This window comes from Testudinibacter sp. P27/CKL/0425, assembly GCF_052931395.1.
Genome location: NZ_CM128801.1, coordinates 1,363,477 through 1,376,354, shown reverse-complemented (window position 1 = coordinate 1,376,354; position 12,878 = coordinate 1,363,477). Strand labels below are relative to the sequence as shown.

Annotated in this window: 10 protein-coding genes and 2 other RNA genes; 3 read left to right on the top strand and 9 right to left on the bottom strand. The window is 50.4% G+C overall.

Annotated elements, in window-relative coordinates; translation table 11 throughout:
• From ACUHGC_RS06825 to ffs, 8 genes are all read right to left on the bottom strand, one after another.
• Positions 1-474 (bottom strand): RDD family protein, encoded by a 474-nt coding sequence (locus ACUHGC_RS06825; protein ID WP_446832604.1) that lies wholly within the window; start codon positions 472-474, stop codon positions 1-3.
• Positions 474-1,556: a peptide chain release factor 1 gene (gene prfA / locus ACUHGC_RS06820; protein WP_446832603.1), complete on the bottom strand. Its 1,083-nt coding sequence runs from the start codon at positions 1,554-1,556 to the stop codon at positions 474-476. Before prfA ends, ACUHGC_RS06825 begins: the two co-directional genes overlap by 1 nt.
• A gap of 83 nt (positions 1,557-1,639) precedes the next feature.
• Positions 1,640-2,959 carry a glutamyl-tRNA reductase gene (hemA, locus tag ACUHGC_RS06815; protein ID WP_446832602.1) on the bottom strand — a complete coding sequence of 440 codons (1,320 nt, stop codon included), beginning with the start codon at positions 2,957-2,959 and terminating at the stop codon, positions 1,640-1,642.
• A 205-nt stretch (positions 2,960-3,164) separates the two neighbouring features.
• Positions 3,165-4,595, bottom strand: coding sequence for an efflux transporter outer membrane subunit (locus ACUHGC_RS06810; RefSeq protein WP_446832601.1), 1,431 nt, complete (start codon positions 4,593-4,595; stop codon positions 3,165-3,167).
• A gap of 12 nt (positions 4,596-4,607) precedes the next feature.
• Entirely contained in the window at positions 4,608-5,732 is a 1,125-nt protein-coding gene (locus tag ACUHGC_RS06805) for an ABC-2 transporter permease (protein WP_446832600.1), read from the bottom strand.
• Between the two features lies 1 nt (position 5,733).
• Positions 5,734-8,499, bottom strand: a complete 2,766-nt coding sequence (gene rbbA / locus ACUHGC_RS06800; RefSeq protein WP_446832599.1) for a ribosome-associated ATPase/putative transporter RbbA — start codon at positions 8,497-8,499, stop codon at positions 5,734-5,736.
• A gap of 28 nt (positions 8,500-8,527) precedes the next feature.
• Positions 8,528-9,496, bottom strand: coding sequence for an HlyD family secretion protein (locus tag ACUHGC_RS06795; protein WP_446832598.1), 969 nt, complete (start codon positions 9,494-9,496; stop codon positions 8,528-8,530).
• Positions 9,497-9,676: 180 nt separating this feature from the next.
• Positions 9,677-9,772, bottom strand: an RNA gene (ffs, locus tag ACUHGC_RS06790) — signal recognition particle sRNA small type.
• Positions 9,773-9,956: 184 nt separating this feature from the next.
• Between ffs and tesB the strand changes: the two genes are divergently transcribed.
• Entirely contained in the window at positions 9,957-10,820 is an 864-nt protein-coding gene (gene tesB, locus ACUHGC_RS06785) for an acyl-CoA thioesterase II (protein WP_446832597.1), read from the top strand.
• A gap of 80 nt (positions 10,821-10,900) precedes the next feature.
• Here the strand turns inward: tesB and rnpB are convergent.
• An RNA gene (gene rnpB / locus ACUHGC_RS06780) (RNase P RNA component class A) lies at positions 10,901-11,287 on the bottom strand.
• 94 nt (positions 11,288-11,381) lie between these two features.
• Here rnpB and ACUHGC_RS06775 point away from each other — a divergent pair.
• On the top strand, positions 11,382-12,314 hold the full coding sequence (locus ACUHGC_RS06775) for a KpsF/GutQ family sugar-phosphate isomerase (protein ID WP_446832596.1): 933 nt from the start codon (positions 11,382-11,384) through the stop codon (positions 12,312-12,314).
• 16 nt (positions 12,315-12,330) lie between these two features.
• On the top strand, positions 12,331-12,873 hold the full coding sequence (locus ACUHGC_RS06770; protein WP_446832595.1) for a KdsC family phosphatase: 543 nt from the start codon (positions 12,331-12,333) through the stop codon (positions 12,871-12,873).
• Positions 12,874-12,878: the final 5 nt, after the last annotated feature.

Here is a 12,878-nt window from a genome sequence, read left to right as displayed (position 1 = left end):
TTATCCTAAACGGCAGGCGTCAATAATTTGCGTTTTCATAATTCGATCACAAAGTGAGCGGCGCTGTTCGGCATCTTGCAGCACCAAAATGATATTCAGCGCCAAAGTCACAACCGAGCCGATAATCAACAGCACAAATGCCACCAGTTCACGCACCAGCACTTTGCTGCGGCTAAGAGATTGTCCGTTCTCGGCATTCACTACGCGGAGCTTCCACAAAAATTTTCCCAAGGTTTTGCCACTGCTTAGCAGAAACTGCAATTGTATTGCAATCGCAACCGGTAATCCCAAATACAGCACGGTCAAAATACTTTCCATCCCACCTTGCTCGAAATCGGCAATCAGCGGGAAAATCAATAATAGTTGTAGAATCAACATACACAATAACGGATAAAGCAGGCAATCGGTCAAAAAAGCCAATCCTCGCCGACAAACCAATGTTAATCCGTCTCTGTTGCTGACTCGTCTCGGCATTAATTTCCCTCTGACAGTGCTGCCAGCTGATCCGCTTGGTATTCGGTGATAATCGGCTGAATCAGCTCTTCCATTTTGCCGTTCATCACTTCATCTAAGCGATATAACGTCAAGTTAATGCGATGATCAGTCACTCGCCCTTGCGGATAATTGTAAGTGCGGATCTTATCGGAACGATCGCCGCTGCCCAATAAATTGCGGCGGGTGCTCGACACCTCCGCTGCACGACGCTCTTCTTCTGCTTGTACGATCCGTGCTGCCAACACCGACATTGCTTTGGCTTTGTTTTTGTGTTGTGAGCGTTCGTCTTGGCACTCCACCACAATGCCCGTCGGCAAGTGGGTGATCCGCACCGCTGAATCGGTGGTATTAACGTGCTGTCCGCCCGCGCCCGATGAGCGATAGGTATCAATTTTCAGATCGGCTGGGTTGATTTCCGGCAATTCCGATTCCGGCAATTCCGGCATCACTGCTACGGTACAAGCGGAAGTGTGAATCCGCCCTTGTGATTCGGTTTTCGGCACACGCTGCACCCGATGCCCGCCGGATTCAAATTTCAGCTGTCCGTACACGCCGTCGCCGCTGATTTTGACGATCACTTCTTTATAGCCGCCTTGCTCGCTTTCGTTGGCACTCATCATTTCTACCCGCCAGCGTTTGATCTCGGCATAACGGCTGTACATCCGGAACAGATCGCCGCTGAAAATCCCAGCCTCATCGCCGCCGGTTCCGGCACGAATTTCAAGGAAGCAGTTGTATTCGTCGTTCGGATCTTTCGGCAACAACAGCACTTGCAGCTGCTGTTCCAAATGTTCGATCATGCCTCTGGATTCCTCGATCTCCTCCAACGCCATTTCGCGCATACTCGGATCGTCGAGCAGCATTTGCGCTTCTTCCAGATCACTTTGTAGTTTCGTCCATTTGGCAAAACACTGCACCACATCTTCCAGTTGTGCGTATTCTTTTGAGTAGGCTCTGAATTTATCTTGATCGTTAATCACGCTCGGATCGCCAAGCAGCGCTTGCAGCTCCTCGTAGCGTTCTTGTAAATTTTCCAGTTTGCTGATAATTGACGGTTTCATGGTTTTCCTTTTGAAACAAGTTGAAACGTAATAGGGGTATTTTATCTGAAATCAAGGAAATAGGCTAATGCCAATCCGCGCCGCTAATGTTCGGCGTTTTGCTCGCTGTCGGCTGTCAGCCCAAGTGCGGTTGAGAAGTGTTGTAACCCTTGACTGTCGCCGGATTTCACCAAGCCTTGAATCGCTTGGGTCGGGGCATGCAATAAACGGTTGGTGAGTTTGTAGCTTAACTCTTGCAGAATTTTTTCCTGATCCTGCCCTTGTTGAAGTGCGGTCAACGCCTTACTCAGTAGCTCTTGCCGCGTTTGTTCGGCTTGATCGCGATATTTGCGGATCAAATTCGAGGATTGGTGCAGCTTCAACCATTGGAAAAAATCACGGCTTTCTTGTTGAATAATCTGTTCCGCCTGTTCCGAGGCTTTTTGGCGTTGCGCTAAATTGTGCTGAATGATGTGTTGCAGATCGTCAACGCTGTAGTGATAAACCCCGTCCACCTCAGCGACTTGCTCTTCCACATCGCGCGGCACGGCAATATCAATAATTAGCATTGAACGGTTCTTGCGCTGTTTTTGCGCCTGTTTCACCATGCTTTGCGTAATCAGAGGCTGATCGCTGGCGGTGGAGCTGATCACAATATCCGCACGGTTCAAGCCTTGTTGCAGGTGTTCCAACGGCAGTAACTCCATCGCGCCCACTCGCTCGCTCAGCGCTTCGGCGCGGCTCAAAGTGCGGTTGGCGATAATGATTTTTTCTGCGCCTTGCTGAAACAGATAGCGGCTGACCAGCTCAATGGTTTCGCCTGCGCCGACCAACAAAATCGTCAGCGGTTGCAGTGAATCGAAAATCTGTTTTGCCAGGCTGGTTGCCGCGTATGCCACCGAAACCGCACTTCCGCCGATGTCGGTTTCACTGCGCACGCGTTTGGCAGTGGCGAAAGTTTTTTGGAACAGGCGGGAAAATTCGCCGCTTAAATTTTGTTGATACACATTTTCGCTGGCTTGATAGGCTTGTTTCACCTGTCCCAAGATTTGCGGCTCGCCTAAAATCAACGAATCCAGCCCACACGCCACTCGCATTAAGTGTTGCGTTGCCGCGGAATTTTGCGCCAGATAAAGGTTGGCTTGCAGCTGCTCTTGATTCAATCCGTGAAACTGCACAAACCACTGCACCACGCGTTCAATCCAGTGACGGTTTTGCTCACTCTCCTCTTGCGGCGAAATTTGACGATTATGCAAATACAGCTCGGTGCGGTTGCAGGTGGACAGCACCACCGCACTTTCCGCCAATTCGCTTTGCTGAATCTGCTGCAAAGCCAAAAGCCGCTTTTCATCACTGAAAGCGACCTTTTCACGCAGCTCTACCGAGGCGGTTTTGTGGTTAATGCCAAGTGCCAATATTGCCATACAGGAAAATGCTACCTCTTTTGGGTAGGTTTTTTATAAATCCTTGAGATAAAATAAAATCGTCGCCCACAAACCCCACCGGTAAGGACGACGACAAGAAGTTGGCATTCTAATCAATTGTGGCGCATTGAGCAAATCGAATCCGGCTTTATTTTGATTCAACCCCGGATTTTCGCCCTATTATTGTGATAGCGATCATAATGTTTTAGTTCGCTTGCCAACCGCCGCCAATCGCTTTATACAAATTCAGCAGATTTTGCCCGGCGGCTAACCGCACTTGCAGCAGCTGCTGCCGATATTCCAACTCCTGCAAACGCGCGCGCAGCGCAACGTCGAGGGTTTTGTCGCCATAGCGGAACAGTTTTTCCGAATCCTGCGCTTGGCGCTGCGCTTTTTGGCGCGCGCGATCCAGCTGTCGGCTTTGATTGCTCAGTGCAAATTGCGCTTGGTAGCTGCTGTCAACTTCAGACAACGCTTTTAGCACCGATTGATCATATTGCAAAAGTGCGGTCTGCAGCCGAGCGTCGGCCGCCTGAATATTCGCCTGAATTCGTCCGGCGGTGAAAATCGGCAACTGCACGCCAATACTTGCCAGCCCGCCCCAACCTTTCAGCGGCGGCAAATCACCGTCTAATTCAATCCGTCCGGTTTGCCACAAAAATTGAATGTCAAAACGCGGCAATAAATCCGCCTTGGCGCTTGCCAATTTCGCGGCATACGCCTGCACTGCCGCAGCATTCGCACGAATATCCGGACGCTGCGCCAACAAGCCGCTCGGTTGCTGCCCGCGTGGCGGTTGCGGTAGGTTGTGTAACACATCGGCTTGGCGCATCTGTTTAACATCCAGTTTAAAACTCTGCGGCACTTGCCCGATAAGCACCGCTATTTTGCGTTGTTGGGCGTCAAACTGCGCTTGTAAGCCGCTTTGTTGTGCTTTTAGCGCTTCGATTTTCGCCGCAATTTCGTTAACTTCGTAAGCGTTCACCTGCCCCGCTTGGAAGCGCCCGTCAATATAGCGCTGCAATTGTTGTAATGTGTTCAAAGTGCGGTCTAATAGTTGGCGCTGGTGCAACACGTTTTGCGCCTGCAAATAGCTGTCGGCAATGTCACTGGCGACCAGCATTTGCGTGCCGTAAACCCGCTCTTGTGCGCCTAATTCGGCATAACCGGCGGCATCGGCATCGCTACGTTTTTGTCCGAAAATATCCGGCTCCCAAGAGGCAGCGACTCCACCCATTAGCGCATAACCTTTATTTGAAAATTCGTCGCCCAGCACTTGGCGCGCCGCCGGTAAATTATTTTCAATTTCAATCCGCTGCCCGCCAAGCGTACCGCTAGCGCCAACTTGTGGTGCTAATTCCGCTCCTGCCAACGTCGAAATAGCGCGTGCTTCTTGCAAGCGGCTGTGCGCCATTGCCAAGTCCAAATTGCTCGCCAAGCCCTGTTCAATCAAGCGGATCAGCTGCGGATCGCGCCATTGGCGCCACCAACGGCTGATTTGCTGCTCGCCTTGCGCTTGCGCAGTCTGTTGATACTGCGGCGGCAGCGTGACATTTGAGTCCAGTGCCACTTCGGTGTTGCTACAAGCACTTAACAGTAGGGGAAGTGCGGTTAACATCCAATAACGCTTTTGCATACGATAGCTCCTCTAATTCTGCCGTGCCAGCATGGAACGAAAACGGACAATCGCCAAGGTGACAAACGCCGCGCCCATAATTGCCATGATCACCAGCCGATGCCAAATGGTTTCCCAACCGGCGCCGCGGAATAACACATCTTGGCTGATCGCAACAAATTGAGTAAGCGGAGAAAACAGCATAATATTTTGCACCAGCGGCGGCATACTCTCAAACGGCGACGTGCCGCCGGATAATAAATACAACACGATATACACCGGCAAACATAACAGGCTGAATTGCGGCATGGTTGGCGCCTGAGTCGCCAAAAACAGCCCCAATCCCGCCACTGAAAACAGATAGATCGCCTCACTAAACGCAAACAGCCAGATCGAGCCGTTGATCGGCGCACCGATCATTTTGTGCACCACAAAATAGAGCGACAACATCGCCGCCACCAGAATCACCAAGCTGTTTGCCAAAATTTTAGAAAATGCGATTTCGCTGGCAGTGACCGGCATCACCAATAAATGCTCAATTGTGCCATGTTCACGCTCGCGGATCACCGCCGCCCCGACCAAAATCAGCGCCAGCAAGCTGGAATTACCGGTAATTTGAGTAGTCGGCATAAACCATTCGGTTAACAGATTGCTGTTGAATAACACGTTGATCACCGGCTCAAACGGCAGCATTGCCTCGCTGTTCGGCTCGCCCAAAAATTGGCTGATTTGTCGGCTGATGATTTGAGTCAGATAATTCGCACCGACCCCCGCCTGCGTCATGGCGGTAGCATCAACCAACAATTGCAATTGCGGCTGTTTGCCCGCCAATAATTCCGAGGCAAAATTCGGTGGAATCGTCAGCACAAAAATATATTCGCCGCTGTCCATGGTGGCGTCAATTTGGTCGTATTCAATTTCCACCACCTGTTTGAAATAAGGCGGCAAAATCGCATCGCGCAGTTGATAAGACAAGGTTGAATGATCCTGATCGAAAACCGCCACCGAGGCGTTTTTCACTTCGGTGGTCACGCTTTTTCCGATCGAATAAATAGTGAAAGTGAACATAATCACCACCAGCCCGATCAGCGTGACATCGCTAAACAGGCTGCGCAATTCTTTAATGGACAAATAATAAACATTTTTTAACCACTGCATACTATTTCTCCTGCTTTTTCAATAACAAGCTGGCGGCGGACAGATAAATCACAAAGAACAGCAATAACACGCCATACAGATGAATGAAGCTGGCAAAGCCCAAGCCTTTGGTGAAAGCGCCGAGGCTAATCAAATTATACCAACTGGTCGGGAAGCTCCAGCCGATCCAATACCCTGCGCCAACTAAAGTTGACATCGGATACAGAAAGCCGGAGAAACTGACCGCCGGCACCATGCTGATAATCGCCGAGCCGAAAATCGCCGCGACTTGCGATTGTACAAAAGCGGAAATCAGCAAACCGAACGCGGTGGACGCTAAGATCAAGCCCAACGCGCCAAGACTCATTGCCCAAAACGAGCCTTTCAACGGCACGCCGACCACCACGACCGCTAAAAAGATCAACACCAGATAGCTGAGCAGCGACAACCCGACATACGGTAGCTGTTTGCCCAATAAATATTGGCTGACCGACGCCGGCGAGGCGTACAGATTGGTGATCGAGCCGATCTCTTTTTCCCGCACCACGCCAAGTGCGGTCATCATACCCGGAACCATCATCAGCGTCAGCATAATCAATCCCGGCGAAATCGCATTCACACTTTTAAACGCTTGGTTATACATAAACCGCACTTCCAGATCATACGACGGGTTTAAGCTGATGCCCTGTTGGCGGTAGAATTGCTGTACATATTGCAGCATGATTCCCTGTGCATAACCGACGATATTCTCCCCGGTAAACGGCATGGAGCCGTCAACATACAAAGCAACTTGCGGTTTGCGCTGCTTCAATAAATCGCGCCCGAAATTTGGTGGCACTTCGATCGCCAGCCGCGCCTGACCGCTCTTTAATAAAGTGGAAAGCCGCTGCCGATCCGGCGCTTGCTCCAGCAGCTCAAAATAGCCGGATGCCGAGAATTGTTCGACCAACTGTCGGCTTTGATAACTTTTATCTTGATCCCACACCGCAAATTTAAGGTTGCTGACATCAAACGAAATTCCCCAGCTTCCCGCCAACAGCAGAATCACCGGTCCAAAAACCGCAAACAGCAGCCGGATCCGATCACGCAACAGCTCCTTGCCCTCTCGAATCGCAAAGGTCCAAATAATGTTAAACCAATAACGCAGCCCGAAAGAAAGCTGTAAGTTTTCAGTCGCAGTTGCTGCCGACGGCGTGCTGTCTTCGTCGTCAGACGATGATTCCGCTTGTTGTTTTTGCTGCTGTTGCTTTTCTTGTTCTTCTAAAAACAGGATAAAGGCTTGCTCCAGCGTGTCCGCCTTTTTTTGCTGTTGTAACGCTTCCGGCGTGCCGACCGCCAACACTTTGCCGCGATCCATCAACGAAATCCGATCGCAGCGCTGGGCTTCGTTCATAAAATGGGTGGAAACAAAAATCGTGATCCGATCGTCGCGTGATAATTTAAGTAAATATTGCCAAAACATATCACGCGCCGCGGGATCAACCCCGGAAGTCGGTTCGTCTAAAATCAACACTTCAGGGTGATGCAAACAGGCGGCGGCAAGTTGCAACCGTTGGCGCACGCCGAGCGAAAGTGCGGTCGGCTTGCTCTCTGCCACCGAGTGCAATTCGAATTGCTCCAGCGCTTCGTTCACCGCATCTTCGCCCTGCTTTCCTTCCAATTGATACAATTTGGCGTGCAACACCAAATTTTGTCGCACACTTAATTCTTCATATAACGAGAAGGATTGCGACATATACCCGACCCGCTTGCGAGTTTGCATATCGCTGGCGTCCACCGGCGAGCCTAATAATTCGGCGCGCCCGGAGGTGGCGTCCAGCAATCCGGTCAGCATTTTCATCGTGGTGCTTTTGCCACAGCCGTTCGAGCCGAGAAAACCAAAAATTTCGCCGCGCGCAATGCTGAAACTGACATTATCAACCGCAGTAAAATCGCCGAATTTTTTACTCAGATTTTCCGCTTCAATCGCCGTCGGCGAATCTTTTTCAGGCTCAAAGTGTGGTATTTGCGAATCGTCCCAGTCGGTTTGCTTGTCTTTCGGCAACAGCTTGATATACGCCTGCTCCAGCGTTTCGCTTTCCGATTGTTGCAACACAGTTTTAGTCGGTTTATTAACCAGTAGTTTACCATCATCCATCGCCAACAAATGATCGAACTGCTCCGCCTCATCAATATATGCAGTAGCAACAATCACCGTCATCTCAGAGTTTTCTTCTCGCAGTTCATTCACCAACGCCCAAAATTGACGGCGCGACAGCGGATCGACACCGGTGGTCGGTTCGTCTAAAATTAATAATTGCGGATTGTGCACTAAGGCACAGCACAGACTGAGTTTTTGCTTCATGCCGCCTGAGAGTTTGCCCGCCGCCCGTTGACGAAACGGTTCTAAGCCGGTGGCTTTCAGCAGACGCGAGATCCGTTGTTTGCGCTGTTTACGATCTAAACCAAACAGTCGAGCGTGGAAGTCAATATTTTCATTGATCGATAAGGTAGGATACAGATTTTTGCCCAGCCCTTGCGGCATAAAAGCGACTTTGGTAGACAATTCGTGGCGTTGTTTCGCATCGGCTTGATCCAAGCCCAGCACTTCGACCGTGCCCTGCTGAATGATTTTGACCCCGGCGATCAACGAAAGCAGCGTCGATTTACCGACACCGTCAGGGCCGATCAGCCCGATTGTTTGTCCTTGCGGCAAGCTGAAGGAAACGCTATCCAGCGCTTGTAATTGTTTGTAGTGGTGAGAAACATTTTCCAGCTTTACGGCTTGGGGTTGAGAATCCGTCTGCATAATCACCTTCCCGTTGACCGTTCATTCGCTACTGCGGCAATTTAGGCTGCAATGCCTCAGGCCATTCGGCGTTCTTATCAGTTAGCACATAACCGTTGCCGGTCATGCCACCGCGCAAATAGTCGGAATACTGTTGTGCAAGTTGCGACGAAATTTGCAGTTTCACTTTAAATACCAGCTTTTCCCGCTCCTCTGCGGTTTCAACATATTTTGGAGTAAATTGCGCATCGGCGGCGATATAGCTGACCGTTGCCGGCCAAACGGTGTCGGTGCCGTCCAGCACGATCCGCGCTTCGCTGTTTAAGGCGATGTTATTCACCGTCGGCGCGGAGAAAAACAGGTTCATGCTGACATCATCCAAATTCAGCAAGCTGACCACTTTGCCGCCCGCTGGAATCACATTGCCCACCTCAGCAATTTTGTATTCGACTCTGCCTGCCTGCGGCGCCCGCACTTCCATGTCTTGATCAACCGAACTGGCTTGCTCGACTTGTGCTTTCGCCTGCGCCACCCCGGCTTCGGCTTCGCGTTTCGCCGCGATCACCGCTTGCAATGCCGCATTTGCCGCGTCGCGTTCTGCTTGGCGTTTTTCCAGTTCTGATTTTGAAATGAGATTATCATGCCGCATTTTTTGGGCATTTTGCAGATCCATCTCTGCCACTTTCAATTGCTGTTGTTGGGCTTCGATTTGTGCTTGCGCACGATTCACCGCTTGCTCGGCTTGAGCTTGTTGCGCTTGTGCCGCACTGAGTTGCGCTTGCACCGTGTTGGAGGACAACACCGCCAACAGCGCATTTTTTTCGATGCTTTGCCCCTCGGCAACCGCTATCGATTCGACTCGTCCGGCATACAGGCTGGCGACATCCATTCTTGCCAATTCCAGGCGCCCGTTCACGCTGGCGATGTCGGGATAACTCGATTCTGAATCTTGTTGTGTAAACCAAACTGCGGCGCCGACTAATGCGGCTATCAGTAAAACAAAAAGGACTTTTTTCATACTGTACTCCACCAAATGATAGGCAAGAGATCACGGATTGCCAGATTGAAAAATAAACATAATAACCTAAGTTATTTTGATTATAATCGCCTGAAATCAAAGATCAAGCCGTAACCATGGAATTTGACCGAAAGAAAATAAGATTAATTATCTGAATAAGAAAGGAAATTTGGGTGGACTCCCTCCCAGCTTAATCTCGGCACACGGAAATTTGACTTGGGCTGCTTTCTTCCGAACCTGACCCGGTGAACCAAACACCATTGCGAGGAACCAAGAGGGAATCCATTGGATTGACGGAAAAACCGTCAAGTGCGGTGCATTGTCCTACAATTGCCGCGCCTTTGCAAGTTTAACCGTGTACTTGCGGCGACCGACCGGCGATTTATCCGCCATTCTGTTGTTTTTCATTGATGATTTTGCTATAACCGAAAAATGATTTTCTTTTATACAAGGCAAAAACATGTCAACCGTACTCAATCAATTGATCGATTTATTAACGCTGGAAACCATTGACGACCACTACTTTCGCGGGCAAAGCCTCGATTTGGGATTGCGCCAGGTGTTTGGCGGACAAGTCGTGGCACAGGCGCTGGCAGCCGGCATGAAAGTCGCACCGGCGGATCGGATTTTACACTCCTGCCACGCCTATTTTTTGCGCAGCGGCGATGCGCAACACCCGATTTTGTATGATGAGGAAATTCTGCGCGAAGGACGCAGTTTCACCGCACTTCGAATCAAGGCGATTCAGCATAATGAACCGATTTGCCATGTCACCGCCTCTTTTCAAAGCTTAGAAAACGGCTTTGATCACCAAAGTCCCATGCCGAATGTGGAAGCGCCTGATCAATTGATCAATGAGTTAGACGCTGTACGTGCCGTTGCCGCTTATTTACCGCCGGCGGTAAAAGAGAAACTGACCGCCGATCGCCCGTTTGATGTGCGCAGTAAATACCTCAACAATCCGTTTCAGGGGCGTGAATTTCCTGCCGAACAATATGCCTGGTTCAAAGCCAACGGTACAGTACCTGACGATCTGAAAATTAATCAGTGCCTACTCGCCTATTTTTCTGATTTCCACTGCCTGCTGACCGCACTTCACCCGCACAAAAAAGGCTTTTTGGAAAAAGGCATGAAAGTCGCGACCATCGACCATGCGATTTGGTTCCACCGCCCGTTTGATTTGAATCAGTGGCTGCTGCACGCGGTGGAAAACAACAACGCCTACGCCGCCCGCGGCTTAGCACGCGGACAGATTTTTTCTCACGACGGACGCTTGATTGCAACGACTCAACAAGAGGGATTGATTCGGTTTGTTGAGGAATAAGCAGTTCTTAGCCAGTTTGTAACCTAGGCTTGCCTGCCGATAAACCGCACTTAGGTTATGCTATAGTGTATGGAAGGAAAAAAGCGAGTTGGTCGGTAAGCCGGGTTCTGTCGTGGACAATCATTCCTCTAGGCGTTTATTTGCACAAACGCTCAAGCAACCTACCCGAACTCTGAGCGGGCACACCCATTGAGTTCCTATTTGGTCTTGCTACGAGTGGAGTTTACCGTGCCGTGAAGTGTTGCCACCCACGCGGTGCGCTCTTACCGCACCCTTTCACCCTTACCTGTGCTTAAAAAGCCATCGGCGGTTTGCTCTCTGTTGCACTGGTCGTAGGCTCGCGCCCCCCGGGCGTTACCCGGCACCCTGCCCTATGTAGCCCGGACTTTCCTCTCGTTTACTTGTCCCCTAGGTCGTCTTGCGACGGTTGAGGGCTTCAATAAACCAGCGATTGCCTGACCAACTCGGCGCGCAGTATAACGAAATTTGGCGGATTAAGATAGCGCCAAATTAATAAATTGCGTTACAATGCGCCATCTGCCCTGAATTATTGAGGTTTTTATGAATTATATCCAAATCGCCCAAGAAACATTGTTGATTGAAGAACAAAGCATTGCCCGCCTGCGTGAACGCATCAGTACGCGATTTTCACGCGTCGTCGATGCCATTTTACACTGCGAAGGGCGTTTGGTAGTGGCGGGGATCGGCAAATCCGGATTAATCGGTAAAAAAATGGTGGCGACCTTTGCTTCAACCGGCACACCGAGCTTCTTCCTACACCCGACCGAAGCCTTTCACGGCGATTTGGGGATGTTAAAGCCGATTGATATTGTGATTTTGATTTCTTACAGCGGCGAAACCGACGATGTGAATAAGTTGATCCCAAGCCTTAAAACCTTTGGCAATCAAATTATCGCGATGACCGGCAACCCTGAATCCACCTTGGCGAAACACGCGGATTATCTGTTGGATATTTCGGTCGAACGTGAAGCCTGCCCGAATAATCTCGCACCGACCACTTCCGCACTGGTAACACTGGCGCTGGCTGATGCGCTTGCTGTGGCACTGATTAAAGCGCGTGATTTCCAACCGACCGATTTTGCACGTTTCCACCCCGGCGGCAGCTTAGGACGGCGTCTGCTCAGCCGAGTGCGCGATGTCATGCAAACCCGCTTACCAATCGTCGCGTTCGACACCCCGTTTGCCGACTGCGTCGCGAAAATGACCGAAGGGCGAATGGGGATTGCCATTGTGATGGATAATGAGCAATTAAAGGGTATTATTACCGATGGTGATGTGCGTCGCGCTTTTGTGGCAAAAGGAATCAAATGTATGCGCCTGACTGCTACTGATATTATGTCAACCAATCCGAAAACCATTCAAGCAGACACCTATATGGGGCAAGCTGAGGATTATATGCGGCAGCATAAAATTCATTCATTGATCGTATTGGATCAAGATAAAGTCGTCGGTCTATTTGAGTTCTCCTATTAATTAAGGCGCTGCTAACATGAATAATAAACTGAACAATATTAAACTGGTGATCACCGATATTGACGGTGTGCTCACCGATGGCAGCTTGTATTACGATGCCAACGGCGAAGCGTTGAAATGTTTCCATGTGCGCGACGGTTTGGGGATTCGGATGTTGATCGAATCGGGAATTCAAGTCGCGGTGTTGTCGGGGCGTGACTCGGCGATTTTGCGCAAGCGGATTGCGGATTTGGGGATCGAGCTGTTTTTATTGGGCAAGCTGGATAAAGAGACCGCTTGTCATCAACTGATGCAGCAAGCCGGTGTTAGCGCGGAACAAACCGCCTATATCGGCGATGACAGTGTCGATTTGCCCGCGTTTGCGGTTTGCGGCTTTTCGGCTGCGGTGGCAGATGCGCCGGATTATGTGAAACAAGCCGCCGACCGCACTTTGACGTTATCCGGCGGAAAAGGTGCATTCCGTGAATTGTCGGATCTGATTTTAACGGTGCAAGGCAAAGATGCAATCTACCGCTCAGCACAAGGCTTTTTAGCGGCGGCGAAAAAAATGGCGCAGTGAATACT

What these genes read in the sequence shown, in the direction of transcription:
- ACUHGC_RS06825 (WP_446832604.1), bottom strand. Translation starts at nt 474, where the DNA reads ATGCCGAGACGAGTCAGCAACAGAGACGGATTAACATTGGTTTGTCGG.
- prfA (WP_446832603.1), bottom strand. Translation starts at nt 1,556, where the DNA reads ATGAAACCGTCAATTATCAGCAAACTGGAAAATTTACAAGAACGCTAC.
- hemA (WP_446832602.1), bottom strand. Translation starts at nt 2,959, where the DNA reads ATGGCAATATTGGCACTTGGCATTAACCACAAAACCGCCTCGGTAGAG.
- ACUHGC_RS06810 (WP_446832601.1), bottom strand. Translation starts at nt 4,595, where the DNA reads ATGCAAAAGCGTTATTGGATGTTAACCGCACTTCCCCTACTGTTAAGT.
- ACUHGC_RS06805 (WP_446832600.1), bottom strand. Translation starts at nt 5,732, where the DNA reads ATGCAGTGGTTAAAAAATGTTTATTATTTGTCCATTAAAGAATTGCGC.
- rbbA (WP_446832599.1), bottom strand. Translation starts at nt 8,499, where the DNA reads ATGCAGACGGATTCTCAACCCCAAGCCGTAAAGCTGGAAAATGTTTCT.
- ACUHGC_RS06795 (WP_446832598.1), bottom strand. Translation starts at nt 9,496, where the DNA reads ATGAAAAAAGTCCTTTTTGTTTTACTGATAGCCGCATTAGTCGGCGCC.
- tesB (WP_446832597.1), top strand. Translation starts at nt 9,957, where the DNA reads ATGTCAACCGTACTCAATCAATTGATCGATTTATTAACGCTGGAAACC.
- ACUHGC_RS06775 (WP_446832596.1), top strand. Translation starts at nt 11,382, where the DNA reads ATGAATTATATCCAAATCGCCCAAGAAACATTGTTGATTGAAGAACAA.
- ACUHGC_RS06770 (WP_446832595.1), top strand. Translation starts at nt 12,331, where the DNA reads ATGAATAATAAACTGAACAATATTAAACTGGTGATCACCGATATTGAC.